Origin of the sequence: Streptomyces sp. NPDC048338 (genome assembly GCF_043201055.1) — a bacterium.
Lineage (GTDB): Bacteria > Actinomycetota > Actinomycetes > Streptomycetales > Streptomycetaceae > Streptomyces.
Genome location: NZ_JBICYQ010000001.1, coordinates 748,535 through 768,228, shown reverse-complemented (window position 1 = coordinate 768,228; position 19,694 = coordinate 748,535). Strand labels below are relative to the sequence as shown.

Annotated in this window: 19 protein-coding genes; 12 read left to right on the top strand and 7 right to left on the bottom strand. The window is 74.4% G+C overall.

Features of this window, described 5'->3' with window-relative positions; translation table 11 throughout:
• Positions 1–1,239 (bottom strand): NAD(P)/FAD-dependent oxidoreductase, encoded by a 1,239-nt coding sequence (locus ACGFZF_RS03520; RefSeq protein WP_393550840.1) that lies wholly within the window; start codon positions 1,237–1,239, stop codon positions 1–3.
• 234 nt (positions 1,240–1,473) lie between these two features.
• Between ACGFZF_RS03520 and ACGFZF_RS03515 the strand changes: the two genes are divergently transcribed.
• Genes ACGFZF_RS03515 through ACGFZF_RS03505 form a run of 3 tightly spaced genes read left to right on the top strand, consistent with a single transcriptional unit; the run spans position 1,474 to position 3,908 of the window.
• Positions 1,474–2,865, top strand: a complete 1,392-nt coding sequence (locus ACGFZF_RS03515) for a ferric reductase-like transmembrane domain-containing protein (protein WP_393550839.1) — start codon at positions 1,474–1,476, stop codon at positions 2,863–2,865.
• Positions 2,858–3,091: a hypothetical protein gene (locus ACGFZF_RS03510; RefSeq protein ID WP_393550838.1), complete on the top strand. Its 234-nt coding sequence runs from the start codon at positions 2,858–2,860 to the stop codon at positions 3,089–3,091. Before ACGFZF_RS03515 ends, ACGFZF_RS03510 begins: the two co-directional genes overlap by 8 nt.
• 37 nt (positions 3,092–3,128) lie before the next feature.
• Positions 3,129–3,908, top strand: a complete 780-nt coding sequence (locus tag ACGFZF_RS03505; RefSeq protein ID WP_393550837.1) for a sulfite exporter TauE/SafE family protein — start codon at positions 3,129–3,131, stop codon at positions 3,906–3,908.
• 42 nt (positions 3,909–3,950) lie between these two features.
• Here the strand turns inward: ACGFZF_RS03505 and ACGFZF_RS03500 are convergent, their stop codons facing one another.
• The 3 genes from ACGFZF_RS03500 to ACGFZF_RS03490 all read right to left on the bottom strand — a co-directional run bounded on the left by ACGFZF_RS03500 (position 3,951) and on the right by ACGFZF_RS03490 (position 6,210).
• Positions 3,951–4,568, bottom strand: a complete 618-nt coding sequence (locus tag ACGFZF_RS03500; RefSeq protein WP_393550836.1) for a class F sortase — start codon at positions 4,566–4,568, stop codon at positions 3,951–3,953.
• Positions 4,569–4,656: 88 nt separating this feature from the next.
• Entirely contained in the window at positions 4,657–5,172 is a 516-nt protein-coding gene (locus ACGFZF_RS03495) for a hypothetical protein (RefSeq protein WP_393550835.1), read from the bottom strand.
• A gap of 252 nt (positions 5,173–5,424) precedes the next feature.
• Positions 5,425–6,210: an aminotransferase class IV gene (locus ACGFZF_RS03490; RefSeq protein ID WP_393550834.1), complete on the bottom strand. Its 786-nt coding sequence runs from the start codon at positions 6,208–6,210 to the stop codon at positions 5,425–5,427.
• A 115-nt stretch (positions 6,211–6,325) separates the two neighbouring features.
• Between ACGFZF_RS03490 and ACGFZF_RS03485 the strand changes: the two genes are divergently transcribed.
• The 3 genes from ACGFZF_RS03485 to ACGFZF_RS03475 all read left to right on the top strand — a co-directional run bounded on the left by ACGFZF_RS03485 (position 6,326) and on the right by ACGFZF_RS03475 (position 7,798).
• A complete protein-coding gene (locus tag ACGFZF_RS03485; RefSeq protein WP_393550833.1) occupies positions 6,326–6,928 on the top strand; it encodes an NADPH-dependent FMN reductase in 603 nt (200 codons plus the stop codon).
• Positions 6,929–7,034: 106 nt separating this feature from the next.
• Positions 7,035–7,370, top strand: a complete 336-nt coding sequence (gene cutA / locus ACGFZF_RS03480) for a divalent-cation tolerance protein CutA (RefSeq protein ID WP_393550832.1) — start codon at positions 7,035–7,037, stop codon at positions 7,368–7,370.
• The gene (locus ACGFZF_RS03475) at positions 7,337–7,798 is read left to right on the top strand and encodes a gamma-glutamylcyclotransferase family protein (protein ID WP_393550831.1); all 462 of its coding nucleotides are present in this window, start codon (positions 7,337–7,339) and stop codon (positions 7,796–7,798) included. The genes cutA and ACGFZF_RS03475 overlap by 34 nt, the downstream gene beginning before the upstream one ends.
• On the opposite strand, the gene ACGFZF_RS03470 is transcribed toward ACGFZF_RS03475, so the two are convergent.
• The 3 genes from ACGFZF_RS03470 to ACGFZF_RS03460 all read right to left on the bottom strand — a co-directional run bounded on the left by ACGFZF_RS03470 (position 7,764) and on the right by ACGFZF_RS03460 (position 11,589).
• Positions 7,764–9,926: a molybdopterin oxidoreductase family protein gene (locus tag ACGFZF_RS03470; RefSeq protein ID WP_393550830.1), complete on the bottom strand. Its 2,163-nt coding sequence runs from the start codon at positions 9,924–9,926 to the stop codon at positions 7,764–7,766. The two genes, ACGFZF_RS03475 and ACGFZF_RS03470, sit on opposite strands and share 35 nt — an antisense overlap.
• A gap of 119 nt (positions 9,927–10,045) precedes the next feature.
• Entirely contained in the window at positions 10,046–10,750 is a 705-nt protein-coding gene (locus tag ACGFZF_RS03465; RefSeq protein WP_393550829.1) for a vancomycin high temperature exclusion protein, read from the bottom strand.
• Between the two features lie 65 nt (positions 10,751–10,815).
• A complete protein-coding gene (locus ACGFZF_RS03460; protein WP_393550828.1) occupies positions 10,816–11,589 on the bottom strand; it encodes an aquaporin in 774 nt (257 codons plus the stop codon).
• Between the two features lie 83 nt (positions 11,590–11,672).
• Here ACGFZF_RS03460 and ACGFZF_RS03455 point away from each other — a divergent pair, with 83 nt between their 5' ends.
• The 6 genes from ACGFZF_RS03455 to ACGFZF_RS03430 all read left to right on the top strand — a co-directional run bounded on the left by ACGFZF_RS03455 (position 11,673) and on the right by ACGFZF_RS03430 (position 19,688).
• Positions 11,673–12,377 carry a hypothetical protein gene (locus tag ACGFZF_RS03455; protein WP_393550827.1) on the top strand — a complete coding sequence of 235 codons (705 nt, stop codon included), beginning with the start codon at positions 11,673–11,675 and terminating at the stop codon, positions 12,375–12,377.
• An 89-nt stretch (positions 12,378–12,466) separates the two neighbouring features.
• Positions 12,467–13,396 carry a sirohydrochlorin chelatase gene (locus tag ACGFZF_RS03450; RefSeq protein WP_393550826.1) on the top strand — a complete coding sequence of 310 codons (930 nt, stop codon included), beginning with the start codon at positions 12,467–12,469 and terminating at the stop codon, positions 13,394–13,396.
• A gap of 152 nt (positions 13,397–13,548) precedes the next feature.
• A complete protein-coding gene (locus ACGFZF_RS03445) occupies positions 13,549–14,844 on the top strand; it encodes a deoxyguanosinetriphosphate triphosphohydrolase (RefSeq protein ID WP_393550825.1) in 1,296 nt (431 codons plus the stop codon).
• Between the two features lie 132 nt (positions 14,845–14,976).
• The gene (locus tag ACGFZF_RS03440; RefSeq protein ID WP_393550824.1) at positions 14,977–16,236 is read left to right on the top strand and encodes an NAD(P)/FAD-dependent oxidoreductase; all 1,260 of its coding nucleotides are present in this window, start codon (positions 14,977–14,979) and stop codon (positions 16,234–16,236) included.
• 29 nt (positions 16,237–16,265) lie between these two features.
• Positions 16,266–18,155 (top strand): DNA primase, encoded by a 1,890-nt coding sequence (gene dnaG / locus ACGFZF_RS03435; protein WP_393550823.1) that lies wholly within the window; start codon positions 16,266–16,268, stop codon positions 18,153–18,155.
• A gap of 234 nt (positions 18,156–18,389) precedes the next feature.
• Positions 18,390–19,688 (top strand): sigma-70 family RNA polymerase sigma factor, encoded by a 1,299-nt coding sequence (locus ACGFZF_RS03430; RefSeq protein ID WP_393550822.1) that lies wholly within the window; start codon positions 18,390–18,392, stop codon positions 19,686–19,688.
• Positions 19,689–19,694 lie beyond the last annotated feature (6 nt).

Genomic DNA, 19,694 nt, shown 5'->3' with positions numbered 1-19,694 from the left:
TCAGGAGCCTCCGTCATGGGTGAGCAGGTGAAGCAGGGGAGCGTGCGGGAGGGCCTCGTCGCCCTCCCACGCCCGGGCGAGCGCCCCGACCGCGGCGAGATCGCCCAGCAGGACGCCGCCGACCAGCCGGTCGCCGCGGACGACGACCTTGCGGTAGGCGCGGCGGGTGGCGTCGGTCAGCTGCACGACGTCGTCGCCGGGCTGTGCGTCCGCCTCGCCGAAGGCGGCGAGATCGAGGGAGACGGGCCCGCCGAGGGTGAGCCGGGTCAGCGCCCGGGTGCCGGTGTAGGCAGGGATGGCGGGCCGCGGCGGGTCCGCGTCGCTGGCGCCCCGGGAGGTCCTGGCCGGGTCGGTGCCCGCCAGGACCGATGCCAGGGCGTCCGCCTGTTCCAGGGCCGGGCCGGCCAGGCCGTAGACCCGGCCGTCGTGCTCGGCGCAGTCGCCGATCGCGTGGATGTACGGATCGGACGTCCGCAGCTCGTCGTCGACGACGACGCCGGTGCGGACGTCGAGGCCGGCGTCCCGGGCGAGGCCGACACGCGGCCGGACCCCGCAGGCGAGGATCACCACCTGGGCGTCCAGGACGAAGCCGTCGGCGAGTTCGACGGCCGTGACCGCCCCGTCGCGCTGGTGCAGTCCGCTGACCCGGCACTCGGTGTGCACCTCCACGCCGAGCGATTCCACGTGACCGCGCAGCAACCCCGAGGCCCGCTCGTCGAGCTGGCGCTCCATCAGGCGCTCGCCCTGCTGCGTCAGCACGACCTCGGCGCCCAGTGCGGCCAGCGAGCGGGCCGCGGAGACCCCGAGGAGGCCGCCGCCGATGACGACCGCGCGGACCCCGGGCCGTACGGCCTCCCGCAGCGCCAGGCAGTCGTCGAGCGTACGGAACGGATGGACACCCGAGGGAAGTCGGCCGCCGCGCAGGCCGCGCAGCGGCGGCAGCACCGGGTTGGAGCCGGTCGCCAGGACCAGCCGGTCGTACCCGACCTCCGTCCCGTCCGCGCACCGGACGGTGCGGGCAGCGCGGTCGATCCGCACCGCCCGCACCCCGCGGCGCACCGGCTCCCGCGGGGCGGGCAGCGCGATCACCTCGGGCTCGTACCGCCCGGCGAGGACGTCCGCGAGCAGCACCCTGTTGTACGGTGCGTGCGGCTCTTCGCCGAGGAGGGTGACCGGCAGGTGCTGGGCGAGCCGGGCGCCCGCCGTTCCGCCCCCGACCACCACGATCCGTGTACTCATGTTCCGAAGAGTGCGGGGCGGGTGTTACCCGTCGGCATCCCGTCTGTTTCCCGTACGGAACGCTGATCTCAGCCCCGGGGGGAGCGCGCTGTGAGGGGCGCGCCCCTCACGGACGCCTCAGGCGCCGGTGTGAGGCTTAACCGCCGGTCAGGACCTCCTCAAGGGCGCCTTAAGGATCGCGGGGGAGCGGCTGACCTGGGGGTTCTCGTATACCGGCGGACCTAGGGTCGGGATGTGACGACCGAGGTACGCACCCCTCTCCACGACGGCGCCCACCGCTTCGCCGTCCCCACCGCCCGACCCGTCCCCGCTCCTGCCCCGAGGGTCCGTCCCGACCGGCTGCGGCACGCGGTCGTCGGGGGCGCCGGGGTCGTCGCGCTCGGCTGGGGCGTCCAGGCACGCCCGTCCGCCCGCCTCGACGCCTTCTTCGCCACCGCCGCCCATCTCACCGGACTGCTCGCCGGCTACGGCGTCCTCGTGCTGCTGCTCCTGATGGCCCGGATCCCGGCGATCGAGCACGGCGTCGGCGCGGACCGGCTGGCCCGCGGACACGCCCTGGGCGGCCGGTACGTCCTCGGGCTGATCGGCGCCCACGCGCTGCTGGCGCTCTGCGGTTACGCCGTGCACACCCGGACCGACCTGGTCGCCGCCACCCGCGGACTGCTCGGCTATCCCGCCCTCGCCGCCGCGGCGGCGGGCACCGTCCTCCTCGTCGCCGTCGGTGTCACCTCGGCACGGGCCGCCCGGCGACGCCTGCGGCACGAGACCTGGCGGGCGGTCCATCTGCTCGGCCTCCTCGCCGCCGCCCTGGGCTTCGTGCACCAGCTCGCCGGCCCGGACGTCGCCGGGAGCGTCCTCGCCGTCTGGCTCTGGTCGATGGCGCACGCGAGCGTCGCCGTGCTCCTCGCCTGGTACCGGCTCGTCGTCCCGGTCCGCCAGGCGCTGCGCCACGAACTGCGCGTCGCCGAGGTCCGCGACGAGGGGCCGGACGTCGTCTCCGTGATCGTCCGCGGGCGGGACCTGGACCGGCTGTGCGCCGAGCCCGGCCAGTTCTTCCGCTGGCGCTTCCTCTCCCGCAGGCTCTGGCGGACCGCCCTGCCCTTCTCGCTCTCCGCGCCCGTCCGCGACGACACCCTGCGCATCACGGTCAAGGCGCTCGGGGACCACACGCGCCGGATCCGGCGGTTGCGCCCGGGCACGCGGGTCCTGGCGACCGGCCCCTTCGGCGCGCTCACCGCGCACCGCCGCACCCGCCGCAGGGTCCTCCTGCTCGCCGGCGGCGTCGGCATCACCCCCATGCGCACGCTCTTCGAGACGCTGCCCGGGGGGCCCGGCGAGGTGACGCTGCTCTACCGAGCCCCGGACGCGGACCGTCTCGTCCTGCGCGAGGAACTGGAGCGGATCGCCCACGAGCGGCAGGCCGCCCTGCACTATCTGCTCGGCCCCTCGGACGCCTCCTTCGACCCGCTCGCCCCGCAGGCGCTGCGCAACCTCGTGCCCGACCTCGCCGAGCACGACGTCTACCTGTGCGGCCCGCCCGGCATGGCCAGGGCCGCGACCGACTCCCTCGTCCGGGCCGGAGTGCCGGCCCGGCGCATCCACTCCGAGGACTTCAGCCATGAGTGACGCCCCGACCGCCACCGCCCTCACCGTCCGCTCCGCGCGCCGGCACCGCGCCGCGCGGCTGCCCGCCCCCGAGGCCGCCCGCCGCCGGCTCGCCGCCGCGCTCCTCGGCGCCGGGGCGCTCGCCGCGACCTTCCTGACCGTCGCCGTCGATCCCGCGGCGCCGCCCGCGCCGGACCGGGAGCAGCACGTCACAACCTCAGACGTGGCTCAACTCTCCCGGGATTGATGGACGGCACAGCCAGTTTGTTCCTAGGGTCGTGGCCATGCCCGAGATAACCGTGACCACGCTCGTCCTGCTCTGCGCCGCCGCGCTGGTGGCCGGCTGGATCGACGCCGTGGTCGGGGGTGGGGGGCTGCTCCTGCTGCCCGCCCTGCTGCTCGGTCTTCCGCACCTCCCGGCCGCCCAGATCCTGGGCACCAACAAGGCGGTCGCGATCGTCGGCACGTCGGGCGCCGCGGTCACGTACGTGCGCAAGGCGCCGGTGCGGGTGAGGACGGCGCTGCGGATCGGACTCGCCGCCCTCGCCGGATCGATGGCCGGTGCCTTCTTCGCCGCCGGGATCAGCAGCGACGTGCTGCGTCCGGTGATCATGGTCGTCCTGCTCGGCGTGGCCGCGTTCGTGATGCTGCGCCCCACCTTCGGCACCCGGCACCAGGACGGGGCGCCGGTCGGCCGGGCGCGGGTCGTCACCGCGATCGTGCTGGTCGGCGGCGGCATCGGGTTCTACGACGGCCTCTTCGGGCCCGGCACCGGCACGTTCCTGGTGCTGGCGCTCACCGCCGTGCTCCACCTCGACCTGGTGACCGCCTCCGCCACCGCCAAGATCGTCAACGTCTGCACGAACGGCGGCGCGCTCGCGATGTTCGCCTACCAGGGCACGGTGCTCTGGCAGCTCGCGGCCGTGATGGCCCTCTTCAACCTGGCCGGCGGCATGATCGGCGCGCGGATGGCGCTGCGGAAGGGCTCCGAGTTCGTGCGCGGGGTGCTGCTGGTCGTGGTCTTCTCGCTCGTCGCGAAGCTCGCCTTCGACCAGTGGTCCTGAGAGGACCGCGCGTCCTGGGGCCGCGCGCACCCGGACCGTCGTTCAGCGCACGCCGATGAGGTGCCCGAACGCCACCACGTTGCCCCGGTAGCCGGACTTCTGCGAGAAGCCGCCGCCGCAGGTGATCACCCGCAGCTCGGCCCGTCCGGCCTCGCCGTAGACCTTCGTGTCCGGGAAGTCCTCGTTCTCGTAGACCTCGACCGCGTCGATCGTGAAGACGGCGGTGCGCCCGTCCCGGCGGTCCACCTCGATCCGGTTGCCCTTCTTGAGCGCGCCGAGCGCGTAGAAGACGGCGGGGCCGCGCGCGTTGTCGACATGGCCCGCCACGATCGCGGTGCCCTTGGCGCCGGGGGTCGTGCCGTTCCGGTACCAGCCCGCGAGGTTGCGGTCGTCCGCCGGCGGGACGTCGAGCGCGCCCCGCGCGGTCAGTCCGAGCGACGTCATCGGTGTGTCGACGTCGATCTCGGGGATGCGCAGCCGGACCGGCTCGGACGGCGGCAGCGGGTCGGCGGCCGCGTCGGTGTGCGCGTTCGGCCCGGCGGCGAAGGCCTGCGCCGCGGACGGCATGGGCGGGGTGACGTCCTCGGAGCCGTTCTGGACGAGCCAGATGCCCAGGCAGGCGGCGATCGCCACGCCCCAGCCCTTGGTCCTGCTGCTCACGGTTCTCCCTCTCGGGTGCGAGAGATGTGGCCCTGCCCCCGCCGGGCCCCGAAGGGCGCACGGCGGGGGCAGGGCGTTGCGGTACGACTCAGCGGCCCTGCGCGCCGCTCGCCCGGCGACGCAGGAGCCAGGTACCGCCGACGGCAGCCGCGGCCAGCACCGCCACGCCTGCCGTGATCTGGGCGGTGTCGGGGCCCACACTGCCCCCGACACCGGTCTGGACGTGCCCGCTCGGGCTCTTGTGCTTGACGACGAGCTCGCCACGGGCGGTCTTGCCGTTGTCGCAGGCCACGCTGATGCCGTACGAGCCGGGCTTGGCGTGCTCCGGGACCGTGAACTGACCGACCACGACCTCCTTGTGCGTGCTCGGTTTCAGCTGGAAGTCGCCCGCGCCGAGGGACTGCGCGTCCCCGACACCGTGCCCGTGCTTGCCGCAGGCGAGGGTGTTCACCGTGACGGTGGTGCCGGGCGAGGCGGGGGACGGGAAGACCTCCAGGGTCTCGTGGTGACCGGAGTTCTCGGCGTACGCGGCCGGCGCGGCGAAGGCGCCGATCGCGGCGACCGCCAAGGCGGTACCGGTGAGCAGGCGGGCAGTGGTGCGCATGAGGTCCTCCGGGGCGCGCTGTCGGTCTTCCTGAGACCGAGGTAAGTGCCGCGGCGGGCCCGGCGCCTGCTGATGGAGAATCAGAATTACTCCGAACGGTGCGGTGTGTCGCCTTGCCATTCAGGTGTTTGCGCAGGTCGGGGCGTTCTGTGTGGTCCCCGCCGGCGATTCGTGCCGAACGGGTGACCGGCGTGTCGGGCCTGCCGGACGCTCCCCGTACGCGGTTTCCGCCCGGTCCGCGGCACGCGGCCGTCAGCCTTCCGCGCCCGGCTCCAGCGCGTCCCAGGGGGCTGCGGCCAGGGCGGCGTCCACCCGTGCCATCAGCGTCCCGTCCACCTCCAACGTGACGTCGTCGATCCGGCGCACGGGGGCGACGCCCCGGGCGTTCGTCACGAACGCCGCCCGGAGGTCCGGCAGGTCCGCCAGCGTCACGCGGCGCCGCACCGAGGGCAGCCGGGCCTCCAGCAGGGACATCGTGATGCCGGTCAGGCACGGCGCCGACGGCCAGATCACCGAAGTTCCGTCCCAGAAGGCGATGTTGGTGATCGCTCCCTCCGCGATCTCGCCGTCCGGGGCGGTCAGCAGGGCGTCGTCGAAGCCGGCGCGCCGCGCGGCGTCCCCGTGGAAGCGCTGGCCGAAGCCGCCGAGATGCTTGATGTGGGCCGCCGGCCGCTGGTAGCCGACCGACTTCAGGCTCTGCGGGGCCGGGTCTGCCGTGAACGGCTCGCGGACCGTCACCACCGTGCGGATCCCCTCGTGGACGTACACCCGCGCCGCCGCGTCCCGGCGCCCGGCCGCCTCCAGGGCCCCCACCAGCAGGGAACGGACGCGGTCCGCGTCGAGACCCTGCCCGAAGAGCTCGCGGGTGGCGCGGTCGAGGCGGTCGAGGTGCAGCCCGAGGCCCTGGACCCGTCCGCCGCGCACCTGCATCGCGGTGAAGTGCCCGTAGCCGCTGGTGAGGGCCGCGAGGGTCTCCGGGTCGGCGACCGGGCGGCCGTCGATCTCGATGTGCAGGGGTGCGGGGGGAGCCTCGGTCATGCCACCACCGTAGGGGGTGTCCCGGGGTCTCCTGCCGGGCCGGTGGCAAGTGAACTCCCGGTTCCGGATCCGGCCCCTTGACCTCAAGCGGGCTTGAGGTAGGAAGGTCGTCCGCATGGACCTCACGAACTCCGCGAACTCCGCCCCGCTCACGCTCGCCGTCATCGTCGGCAGCGACCGCGAAGGCCGCTTCGGCCCGGTCGTCGCCGACTGGTTCCTCTCCCGGACGGCCGAGCGGGACGACTTCACCGTCGATGTCGTCGACCTCGCCGAGACCGCACTGCCGACCTCGCTCTCCCCTCACCCCGGCCCCGACGTCCGCGCCGAACTCGCCAAGGTCTCCCCGGTCCTGGCCGCCGCCGACGCCTTCGTCGTCGTCACCCCCGAGTACAACCACTCCTTCCCCGCCGTCCTGAAGTCCCTCATCGACTGGCACTTCACCGAGTGGCAGGCCAAGCCCGTCGGCTTCGTGTCCTACGGCGGCATGTCCGGCGGCCTGCGCGCCGTCGAGCAACTGCGCCAGGTCTACGCCGAGATGCACGCCGTGACCGTCCGCGACACCGTCTCGTTCCACCACGCCCACGGGCTGTTCGAGCCGGACGGCAGCCCCAAGGACCCCAGCGGCCCCGACGCCGCGGCCAAGGTGCTGCTCGACCAGGTCGCGTGGTGGGCGCGTGCACTGCGGGACGCCAAGTCGGTCAGCCCGTACACCGGTTGAGCCGCTGATCCGGCCGCACGGCCCCGCCCCGTCGGCGGTCGACGGGGCGGCCGTACGCGACCGGTTCCCGCGGTGACCCGGACGCGCTCCTGAGTACCGTGGCGGGGTGACCCACGCACCCACGGCTCTGACCGTACTGACCACCACGGACAGCCCCGCCAAGGCCCAGGAACTCGCGCGCGGGGCGGTCGAGGCCCGTCTCGCCGCCTGCGCCCAGATCTCCGGACCGGTGACCTCCGTCTACCACTGGCAGGGGGCGATCGAGACGACGGAGGAGTGGCAGGTGGTGCTCAAGACCACCGAGGCCCGCTACGAGGCGCTGGAGGCCCATCTGCTCGCCGCCCACGACTACGAGACCCCGGAGATCCTCGCCGCCCCGGTCGTCCGCGCGTCCGCCGCCTACGTGAAGTGGATCGCGTCCGAGACGGCCACCACCCCGTGACGGCCGGGCGGGAGCTGCCCTTCTTCGTCTACGGCACGCTCCGTCCCGGCCGGCGCAACCACGACCGGTTCCTGCTCGGGCGCACGGCCGCCGAGGAGCCCGCACGGCTCGCCGGCGCGGTGCTGCACGACGGCCCCGGCTATCCGTACGCCGTGCCGGGGGACGGCCGGATCACCGGCGAGCTGGTGACCGCCGCGCCCGGTGCGTACGCCGGGCTCCTGGACGTGCTGGACCGGCTGGAGGAGTACCGCGGGCCGGGCCATCCGCTCAACCTGTACGAGCGGGTGGAGCGGGAGGTGGTCCGGCTCCGGGACGGGGCGGCCGTGCCCGCGTGGGTCTACCTCGCCGCGCCGGGGGTCCCGCTGGGTCCCCCGGTCGCGGGTGGCGACTGGGTCACGCCGGCTCCAGGCGGACCGCGCAGGTCTTGAACTCCGGCATCCGCGAGACGGGATCGAGGGCGGGGTTGGTGAGGGTGTTCGCCCGGCCCTCGCCCGGCCAGTGGAAGGGCATGAAGACGGTGTCCGGCCGGATGGCCGTGGTGATCCGGGCCGGCGCCACCGCCCGCCCGCGCCGCGAGACCACCGCGACCCGCTCGCCGTCACCGACCCCGATCCGCTCGGCCAGCCGCGGGTGCAGCTCCACGAAGGGGCCGGGCGCGGCGCTGTTCAGCTCCTCGACCCGCCGGGTCTGCGCGCCGGACTGGTACTGCGCGACGACCCGGCCCGTCGTCAGCACGACCGGGTACTCCTCGTCGGTCTCCTCGCCGGACGCCCGGTGGACGACGGACACGAACCGCGCCCGGCCGTCGGGGGTGGCGAACCCGTCGAGGAAGAGACGGGGCGTGCCGGGGTGCGGGCGCCCGTCCGTCGCGGCATCAGCCGGGGCGTCCGGAGCCCCGACGGCATCCGGCGCACCGTCGGACGGGGGCGTCCGCGGGACCTCTGGACAGGGCCAGAAGACACCGTCCTCCTCCTGGATACGGCGGTAGCTGATGCCGGAGTAGTCCGCGGGGCCGCCCGCCGAGGCGCGGCGGAGCTCGTCGAAGACCTCCTCCGGGTCGGTGGGGAAGCCCTTCTCCCAGCCGAGCAGCGCGGCGAGCGCGTGCAGCACCTCCAGATCGCTGCGGACACCCGGCGGCGGGGTGAGCGCGCGCCGGCGGAGCAGGACCCGGCCCTCCAGGTTGGTCGTGGTGCCGGTCTCCTCCGCCCACTGGGTCACGGGCAGCACCACGTCGGCCAGTTCGGCCGTCTCCGACAGGACCACGTCCGCGACGGCGAGGAAGTCGAGCGACCGCAGCCGCTGTTCGACGTGCCCGGCGTGCGGGGCCGAGACGACGGGGTTGGAACCCATCAGGAGCAGGGTCCGCACGTCGCCGCCCAGGGCGTCGAGGAGTTCGTACGCGCTGCGGCCCGGCCCCGGCAGCGACTCCGCCGGCACGTCCCAGACCCGGGCCACGTGCGCGCGGGCGGCGGGGTCGTCGAGTTTGCGGTAGCCGGGGAGCTGGTCGGCCTTCTGGCCGTGCTCGCGGCCGCCCTGGCCGTTGCCCTGCCCGGTGAGGCAGCCGTAGCCGGAGAGCGGGCGCCCGGCCCGCCCGGTCGCCAGGCAGAGGTTGATCCAGGCGCCGACCGTGTCCGTGCCCTTGGACTGCTGCTCCGGGCCGCGCGCGGTGAGCACCATCGCGTTCTCCGCGTCGCAGAACATGCGCATGGCCTCGCGCAGCAGCGGCACGGGGACGCCGGTGATCCGCTCGACCAGTTCGGGCCAGTGGGCCATCGCCCCGGCCCGCGCGGCCTCCCAGCCCTGGGTGCGGGTGCGGACGAACTCCTCGTCCACGCGTCCCTCGGCGACGACGAGGTGGAGCAGGCCGAGGGCGAGCGCCAGGTCGGTGCCGGGGCGCGGCGCGAGGTGGAGGTCGGCCTGCTCGGCGGTCCTGGTGCGGCGCGGGTCGACGACGATCAGCCGACCGCCGTTCTCCTTCAGCTCGGTGAGGTAGCGCAGGGCGGGCGGCATGGTCTCGGCGAGGTTGGAGCCGACGAGGATCACACAGCCGGTGCGCGGGATGTCCTCCAGGGGGAAGGGGAGTCCCCGGTCGAGGCCGAAGGCCCGCTGGTGGGCGGCGGCCGCCGAGGACATGCAGAAGCGGCCGTTGTAGTCGATCTGGGAGGTGGCGAGGACGAGCCGGGCGAACTTGCCGAGCGCGTACGCCTTCTCGTTGGTGAGACCGCCGCCGCCGAAGACCCCCACGGCGTCCGGACCGTGGTCGGCGCGGGTCCGGCGCAGGCCGTCGGCGACGGCGGCGAGCGCCTCCTCCCAGGTGGCGGACTTCAGCGCACCTGTGTCAGGGCAGCGGACCAGGGGCTCGGTCAGCCTGACCCGGGAGGAGAGCACGGCCGGGGCGGTGCGGCCCTTGCCGCACAGCGCGCCCCGGTTGACCGGGAAGTCCGTGCGGTCGACCACCTCGACGGAGCCCGTCCCCTCCGGCGAGCGGCGCAGCGACATGCCGCACTGGAGGGCGCAGTAGGGGCAGTGCGTGGGGGTGGTGACAGCCTCGGACATGTACGAGAGCGTGCGACGCGCGTGTTACGGGAGGGGGCGCGCCCGATTACGGGACCGGTACGTCGGACTCCGCCGCCGACCTCGTCGCGGGTGAGGCCGGGGGGCCGCCCCGCGGTCGCCTATCGGGCCGAGGCCAGCGCCTCCGTCACGCCCTTCTCGCGGTCTCCGAGGAAGTGCGGGTCCGGACGCAGCGCCGCGTCCAGGGCCGCCTTCCCGGCGGCGAACAGCTCCCGGGTGCCGCCGTAGTAGAACGTGGCGTCGTGGGGCTCGACCACCTTGACTCCGTAGGAGTCGACGCCCGCAGCCGCGCACAGCGCCACCGCGCGCCGGATGTGGAAGTCCTGCGTGACCAGGACGGCCCGGTCGACACCGAAGATCTTCTTCGCGCGCACGCAGGAGTCCCAGGTGTCGAAGCCCGCGTAGTCGCTGACGATCCGCGTGTCCGGCACGCCGTGACCGGTGAGGTACGTGCGCATCGCGTCGGGTTCGTCGTACGCGGTCCGGCTGTTGTCGCCGGTGACGAGGACGACCTTGACCTTGCCCGTGCGGTACAGCTCCGCGGCGGTGTCGAGCCGGTGCGCGAGGTAGGGCGTCGGGCGGCCCTTCCACAGGCCGGCCCCGAAGACGAGGGCCACGTCCTGGGCGGGCACGTCGGCGGTGGTGCGCAGCCGCCCGTCGGCGGTGGCGTGCATCCAGGTGGCCGGGGCGAGCGCGAGCACGGTGCCGAGCATGACGGCCTGGACCGTACGGCGGCGTGCCCGGCGGTCGCGCGGCAGCAGCCGCACGGCCCTCTTCAGCCGGGCGGGAACGCGTACGCGTCGCATGGACGTACCTCCGTGGATCTTGCCTGCCCCGTCACCTCAACCGACGCAGAATCCGGCCTCTCGGTTCACTCGGAGGCGCGTGCGGCGTGGCCGGGCACGGCCGGGTCGCCCGGGTCCGCGGGGCGCGGCGCCGCCGGACCTGCCGCCCCCGCGCGCCCTGAGCCGTACAGCACGGTGGCCAGGGCGATGCCCAGCAGGGCTCCGAGGAACTGCGCGCCGATGAAGCCGGGCAGTGAGCCGGGTGCGATCCCGGTGAAGGAGTCGGAGAAGGAGCGGCCCACCGTGGCGGCCGGGTTGGCGAAGGAGCCCGAGGAGGTGAACCAGATGGCCGCCGCGATGTACGCGGCCATCGCGACCGGGGCGAGCGAGGGCCGCTCGATGTGCCGCAGGCCCTGGACGATCAGGACGAGCCCGGCGGTGGCGACGGTCTCGCCGAGCAGGAGGGAGACGTCCGCGTGGGCCCGGGTGGACCAGGTGCCGGGCGTCCGCCCGAACATGGCCTCGGCGAGGAGGGCGCCGGCCACGGCCCCGGTGAGCTGTGCGGCGATGTAGACGGCGACCTCGCGGACGTCCGGCGCGCCGGCCTCGCGGCGCCGCGACCACCACTCGGAGAGGGTGACCACCGGGTTGAAGTGGGCGCCCGAGAGCGGGCCGAGAAGGGCGATGAGCAGTCCGAGTCCCAGGGCGGAGGCGAGGGAGTTGGCCAGCAGCCGGACCCCGACATCCTGGCTGAGCGCGTCGGCCCGGATGCCGGAACCGACGATGACGGCGACCAGGGCGGCGGTGCCGACGAGTTCGGCGACGGCACGCCGGTGCAGCGCCGGAGGAGTCATTCTCATGATGGAAAATATATTCCGCAGTGTGGAAGCTCGGGAAGGAAAAGAATGACGAGAAGCGCGGGGTGCGGTCGTACGATCCACAGATGATCAACGACGCCGTCCGCAACAACGCCGAGTGGTGCGAGGCGATGTGCCGAGCCCACGGCCGCCCCGGCACCTTCGCCCCGCGCGTGTGGACCAACGCCCGCCGCACGCCGACCTACTACCCGGACGCCGTCACGCTGACCGCCGACGCGGGCGTCCGCGACGTCCTGGACGGCATCGACCGCGGCGCCCCCGGAGCCTCGGTCAAGGACAGCTTCGCCCGCCTCGACCTGGCGGCCGAGGGCTTCCTGCTGCTGTTCGAGGCGGAGTGGATCCACCGCCCGGCGGGACGTCCCGCACCCGCCGCCGACGGCGCCGCCGGCCTGCGGTGGAGCCCGGTCCGCACCCCGGCGGACCTCGCCGGGTGGGCGCGGTCCTGGAGCGGCGGCGACGCGGAGGAGGCCGCGCTGTTCCGCCCGGAACTGCTCGCCGACCCGGCGACCACGATCGTCGCCGGATACCGCCCCGACGGCGTGATCGCCGGTGGCGCGGTGCTCAGCGACAGCGGCCCGGTGACCGGCGTGTCCAACCTCTTCGCCGTGGAGGGCACCGACCCGGCCGAGGTATGGGCCGGCTGCCTGGGCCTGACCGACCCGGACCGCCCGGTCGTCGGCTACGAGTCGGGCGACGACCTGGCGCCCGCCCACGCGGCCGGCTTCTCCTCCTTCGCGCCGCTGCGGGTCTGGCTGGACACCGGCGCCTGACACCTCCGCGGGGCCCCCGGTGAGCGGGCGGTAAACACTCGTGACCCCGGCGCAACGGGCAGGCAACGTGCCGGGGTCAGGATCGGTCCATGACGGAGCCGGACAGCACGTTCGACAGCACTGCCCAGCTGCTGGGACGGATCACCGCACAGCTCGGCGCCCAACTGGGCCGCGTGCATCTGAACGGGCGCGGCGGCCGAATGACTCACGAAGGTCTCCACGTCCCCGACGAAACGCGCAGGCCCATGAGAAGCACCGCCCCCACCCTCGTCGCCGTCGGTCACGGCAGCCGCGACCCCCGGGCGCGCGCCACCCTCGGCCCGCTGCTGGACCGCGTCCGCGACCTGCGGCCCGGCCTCGACGTCCGCCTGGCGCACATCGAGCTGAACGCGCCGCTCCTCGACGACACCCTCGCCGGTCTCGCCGCTGCCGCCGGGGGGCGCGGCCGTGCCGCCGCCGACGCCGTCGTCGTGCCGCTCCTCTTCGGGCCCGGCCACCACGTCAAGCAGGACCTGCCCGCCGCTGCCGCCGCCGCACCCGGCCTGCGGATCCGCACAGCCCTCCCGCTCGGCCCGCACCCCCTGCTCGTCGAGGCGCTCGCCGACCGGCTCGCCGAGGCGGGCTGGACCGCCCGGGACGACGCCTCGCCGTCTGCCGGCGTCGTCCTGGCCGCGGCGGGCTCCCGCGACCCCGAGTCCCTCGCCGTCATCCGCCGCACCGCGCGGCTGCTCTCCGAGCGGCTCGGCCACGTGCCCGTCGTCCCCGCCTTCGCCTCCGCCGCCGCGCCCACCGTGCCCGACGCCGTGCGGTCCCTCGCCGCCCGCGGCCGGCACCGGGTCGCCGTCGCCTCCTGCTTCACCGCACCCGGTCTGTTCGCCACCCGCAGCGCAGCCCACGCCCCCTGGATCGCGGCGGCCCCGCTCGGCGACCACCCGGCCCTGGCCCGGCTGATCCTGCACCGCTACGACGAGGCCCTGCGCAGGCCCGTCGTCCCCGCGCGCGAACTCGCCACCGCCTGACGGCCGCCCGGCTCCGTACGCCGTCCGGCGGGGGCGGGCGCCCCGTCCCCGCCGTCCGGCGGGGGCGGGCGCCCGCCCGTCCGGCCGCCCCGTCCCGGTGCGAAACGCACGCCCTGCCCCCAGGTGTCGGTCCCTCCGGTTACCTTCGGTGCATGGAAGGCAACACGGACACCCCGGGCTACGACGACACCGCCACCGAACGCTGGGCCGCCGAACCCGACAAACGGCCCGGCCGCACCGCCTTCCAGCGCGATCGCGCGCGGGTGCTCCACTCCAGCGCGCTGCGGCGACTGGCCGGCAAGACCCAGGTCGTCACCCCCGGAACCCGCGGCCACGCCTGGGACGCCAGCCCCCGCACCCGGCTCACCCACTCCCTGGAGTGCGCCCAGGTCGGCCGCGAACTCGGCGCCGCCCTCGGCTGCGACCCCGACCTCGTCGAAGCGGCGTGCCTCTCCCACGACATGGGCCACCCGCCCTTCGGCCACAACGGCGAACAGGCCCTCAACGACTTCGCCAAGGACTGCGGCGGGTTCGAGGGCAACGCCCAGTCGCTGCGCCTGCTCACCCGCATCGAACCGAAGCGGTTCGTCGCCGACCCCGCCGGCGGCGAGCTGGTCAGCGTCGGCCTCAACCTCACCCGCGCCGCGCTCGACGCCGCCACCAAGTACCCCTGGCCGCGCGGCGGTCACCCCGAGGACCCCGACTCGTCCAAGTTCGGCGTCTACGAGGACGACCTCCCGGTCTTCGCGTGGGCCCGCCAGGGCGCGCCCGGCCACCGCAAGTGCTTCGAGGCCCAGGTCATGGACTGGTCCGACGACGTGGCGTACTCCGTGCACGATTTCGAGGACGGCCTGCACGCCGGCCACATCGACCCCGACATGCTCTTCGCCGAGCCCGAGCGCGCCGACATCTGGGCGGTCGCCCTCGGCCGCTACGTCCCGCCGGACACGGACCCGCAGGAGCTCGCCGACGCCCTCGACCGGCTCACCGGACAGGACTGGTGGCCGCACGGCTACGACGGCTCGGCCGTCGCCCAGGCCCGTCTCAAGGACGCCACCAGCCAGTTGATCGGCCGCTTCTGCCTCGCCGCCGAGGGCGCCACACGGCAGCGGTACGGCACCGGCCGCCTCACCCGCTACGCGGCCGAGCTCGTCGTCCCGCGGGAGACCCGCAACGAATGCGCCGTCCTCAAGGCCGTGGCCGACCGGTACGTGATGCAGCGCGCCGAGCAGGAGGCGCTCCGCGCGGACCAGCGCATCGTCCTCGCCGAGCTCGCCGAGGCGCTGACCGCCCGCGCTCCCGAGGAACTCGACCCGCAGTTCCGCGCGCTTTTCGACGAGGCAGGCGACGACCGCGCGCGCAAGCGGGTGATCATCGACCAGATCTCCTCCCTCACCGACGCCTCCGCCCGCGCCCTCCACGCCCGGCTCCACCCCCGCCACGGCTGACCGGCCGACGAGGTCACGCCCCCTTCCGCCATCACGCTCCGTGCGGGACGCTCGCTGCAAGGCCCGAGGCGGAACGGCCCGCCGAACGGCCGGAGGCGTAGCGTGGAAGCGGTCGCAACGAGGAGGCATCACGTGGTCGACGCAGATCAGACCTTCGTCATCGTCGGCGGGGGCCTCGCCGGGGCCAAAGCCGCGGAGACCCTTCGCGCCGAGGGCTTCAACGGCCGGGTGATCCTCATCGGCGACGAGCGCGACCATCCCTACGAACGACCGCCGTTGTCCAAGGGCTACCTCATGGCCAAGGACGAGCGCGACAGCGTCTTCGTCCACGAGGCCGCCTGGTACGCCCAGAACGACATCGAGCTGCACCTCGGGCAGGCGGTCACCACCGTCGACCGCACGGCGCACACGGTCCGCCTCGGCGACGGCACCACCATCCGTTACGACCGGCTCCTGCTGGCCACCGGCTCCGAGCCCCGCCGCCTCGACATCCCCGGCACCGGGCTCGCCGGTGTCCACCACCTGCGGCGCCTCGCCCACGCCGACCGGCTGCGCCACGTGCTGGCCGCGCTCGGCCGTGACAACGGCCATCTGGTGATCGCGGGCGCCGGCTGGATCGGCCTGGAGGTCGCCGCCGCGGCCCGCGGGTACGGCGCCGAGGTCACCGTGGTCGAGTCCGCGCCGACCCCGCTGCACCAGGTCCTCGGCCCGGAGCTCGGCCAGCTCTTCGCCGACCTGCACGCCGAGCACGGGGTCCGCTTCCACTTCGGCGGCCGGCTCACCGAGATCGTCGGCCAGGACGGCATGGTCCTCGCGGTCCGCACCGACGACGGCGAGGAGCACCCCGCACACGCCGTCCTCGCCGCCATCGGCGCCGCGCCGCGCACCGCCCTCGCCGAGTCGGCCGGCCTCGCCCTGGTCGACCGCGCCCACGGCGGCGGCATCGCCGTCGACGAGTCCCTGCGCACCTCCGACCCGGAGATCTTCGCGGCCGGCGACGTCGCCGCCGCGCACCACCCGCTGCTGCACACCCGGCTGCGCGTCGAGCACTGGGCCAACGCCCTCAACGGCGGCCCGGCCGCCGCCCGCGCCATGCTCGGCCGCCCGGTCAGCTACGACCGGGTGCCGTACTTCTTCTCCGACCAGTACGACCTGGGCATGGAGTACTCGGGCTGGGCCCCGCCCGGCTCGTACGACCAGGTCGTCCTGCGCGGCGACGCCGGCAAGCGTCAGTTCATCGCCTTCTGGCTGAAGGACCGCCGGGTGCTCGCCGGGATGAACGTGAATGTGTGGGACGTCACAGAGCCGATCCAGCAGCTCATCCGATCCGGTGCCCCGGTGGACCCGGACGCCCTCGCGGACCCCTCGGTCCCCCTCGACGGCCTGACCTGAGAAGCCGCCCGGCACCGTAGGATTCATGCGTGGCAGGCAGGATCAACGATGACGACGTGAAGGCGGTACGGGACGCGGTCCCGATCGACTCCGTCGTGTCCGAGTACCTTCAACTGCGCAACGCGGGCGGCGGCAACCTCAAGGGCCTGTGCCCCTTCCACGACGAGAAGTCGCCCTCCTTCCAGGTCAGCCCCGGCAAGGGTCTGTTCCACTGCTTCGGCTGCCAGGAGGGCGGCGACACGATCGCCTTCGTGATGAAGATCGACCACCTCTCCTTCTCGGAGACGGTCGAGCGCCTCGCCGCCAAGGCGGGCATCACGCTGCGGTACGAGGAGGGCGGCTACAACCCCGGCCACCAGCGCGGCGAGCGCATCCGGCTGATCGAGGCCCACAAGGTCGCCGCCCAGTTCTACGCCGACCAACTCGGCGGCGCCGAGGCCGAGATCGGCCGGAAGTTCCTCGCCGAGCGCGGCTTCGACCAGGCCGCCGCCGAACACTTCGGCGTGGGCTACTCCCCGGCCGGCTGGGACCACCTCACCCGCTTCCTGCGCGGCAAGGGCTTCTCCGACAAGGAGCTGATCCTCTCCGGGCTCTCCCAGGACGGCCGCCGGGGCCCCATCGACCGCTTCCGGGGCCGCCTGATGTGGCCGATCCGGGACGTCGGCGGCGAGGTCGTCGGCTTCGGCGCCCGCCGGCTGCGCGAGGACGACAACGGCCCCAAGTACCTGAACACGCCCGAGACGCCGATCTACAAGAAGTCCCAGGTGCTCTACGGCATCGACCTGGCCAAGAAGGACATCGCCAAGGTCAGCCGAGCCGTCGTCGTCGAGGGCTACACCGACGTCATGGCCTGCCACCTGGCCGGCGTCACCACCGCCATCGCCACCTGCGGCACCGCCTTCGGCGGCGACCACATCAAGATCCTCCGCCGGCTCCTGATGGACAACGGATCGGCCCGGGTGATCTTCACCTTCGACGGCGACGCGGCCGGCCAGAAGGCCGCCCTGCGCGCCTTCGAGGACGACCAGAAGTTCGCCGCGGAGACCTACATCGCCATCGCGCCGGACGGCATGGACCCCTGCGACCTGCGGCTGGCCAAGGGCGACCAGGCCGTGGCCGACCTCGTCGAGCCGCGCACCCCGCTCTTCGAGTTCGCCCTGCGCCAGATCGTGCGCCGCTACGACCTGGAGACCCCGGCCGGCCGGGCCGCCGCCCTCGACGAGGCGGCCCCGATCGTCGCCCGCATCAAGAACGTCGCCTCGCAGCACGAGGTCGCCGTGCAGCTCGCGGGCATGCTCGGCATCCTCGACACGCCGTTCGTGGTCCGGCGCGTCGCCCAGGTCGCCCGCTGGGCCCGCGACCGCGGCGGCCGAGGCCCGGCGCCCGCGCAGAACCGCACGGCGCCCCCGCCGATGCAGGCCCCCCAGGCCCCGGCCGGCCCCGCGCTCAACCTGCGCAGCCCGGCCCACCGCACCGAGCGCGAGCTCCTCAAGCTGGCGCTCCAGCGCCCCGAGCTGGTCTCGCCCGCCTTCGACGCCTACGGGGTCGACGAGTTCACCGCACCGCCCTACGCGACCGTCCGCCAGTGCATCCAGGACGCGGGCGGGGCCACCGACGCGCCCTCGGACTACCTGGCCACCGTCCGCGAGGCCGCGCCCAACGACACCGTCCGCGCGCTGGTCACCGAACTCGCCGTCGAGGCGATCTTCGCCAAGACCGTCGACGAGGCCTACGCGGGCGACCAGCTCGTCACCGTCCGCCTGCGCGCGGTCGACCGCCGCATCCGGGACGTACAGGGCTCCCTGGCGCGCCTCGGCGCACACGGGGACCCGGAGCGGCAGGCGGCCGTGCAGAACGAGCTGTGGGTGCTCACCCAGTACGGACAGTCCCTGCGGAACAACGGCGCGGCCGCTCTCTGAGAGCCGCACAGGCGGCCCCGGGGCCGGGGCTCCGGCAGCACCGCGCGCGGTCGGCGTCCGGGGGCACGAGGGCGGCCGCCGGACGACCCGCGCCCTCCCGCGACGGCACCGGCGGCAGCACGCCGCCGCGCACCGGCCGTCGTCCGGGAAGTCCCCCTTCGTAGTCGTCCGCATTCAAAAAGTCACCGCACGCCCCTCGTGGCGGTGATGTGTCGTACCCCACACTGGTGGGCGGTGCCTGAGCCCTCGGAGCGTGCCCCCGCGGTTCCGCTCATCGTGTACGGGACGGACAGTGGCGGCCCGGCCGCGCCCGTCCCGCTGTCGCACGCCCCCGAACCGGCAGCGAACACCCTGGAGGTCGCCCCCGTGCAGACCCGGACCCTGCCCCCGACCCACGCCGTGCCCGGACAGCGTCCGGCCGCCCACCACCCCGAGGCACCGGAGCCCGTAGGGTCCGCCGTCCCCCTCGCGTCCGACGACCCCGAGGCCGGGCCGGATCCGGCCGGCCTCACCGACGAGACGGCCCCCACGGAGACCGCCGCGGCGGCCGCGCCGGCCGAGACGGAGCCCCTGGAGGAGACCGAGGCACCCGCCCCGCGCCGCGTCGAAACCGGCGGGAGCGGACCCTCCTCCGACCTCTTCCGCCAATACCTGCGCGAGATCGGCCGCATCCCGCTGCTCACCGCGGCCGAGGAGGTCGAGCTCGCCCGCCGCGTCGAGGCCGGGCTCTTCGCCGAGGAGCGGCTCGCCTCCGCCACCGACCTCGACTCCCGGCTCGCCCTCGACCTGGACCGGCTCGTGGTCATGGGCCGGATGGCCAAGCGCCGTCTCATCGAGGCGAACCTGCGCCTGGTCGTCTCCGTCGCCAAGCGGTACGTGGGGCGCGGGCTGACGATGCTCGACCTGGTCCAGGAGGGGAACCTCGGCCTCATCCGCGCGGTGGAGAAGTTCGACTACGCGCGCGGCTACAAGTTCTCGACCTACGCGACCTGGTGGATCCGCCAGGCGATGTCCCGCGCGCTGGCCGACCAGGCCCGGACCATCCGCGTCCCCGTCCACGTCGTGGAGCTGATCAACCGGGTCGTCCGGGTCCAGCGCCGGATGCTCCAGGAGCGCGGGTACGAACCGACGCCCGAGGAGGTCGCCGCCCAGCTCGACCTGGCACCCGAACGGGTCGGCGAGGTGCTGCGACTCGCCCAGGAACCGGTCTCCCTGCACGCCCCGGTGGGCGAGGAGGACGACGTCGCGCTGGGCGACCTGATCGAGGACGGGGACGCCGCCTCCCCGGTGGAGTCCGCCGCCTTCCTGCTGCTGCGCGAGCACCTGGAGGCGGTCCTCTCCACCCTCGGCGAGCGCGAACGCAAGGTCGTCCAGCTCCGCTACGGCCTCGACGACGGCCGGCCCCGCACCCTGGAGGAGATCGGCCGGATCTTCGGCGTGACGCGCGAACGCATCCGCCAGATCGAGTCCAAGACCCTCAACAAGCTCCGGGACCACGCCTTCGCCGACCAGCTGCGCGGCTATCTGGACTGAGGCGTG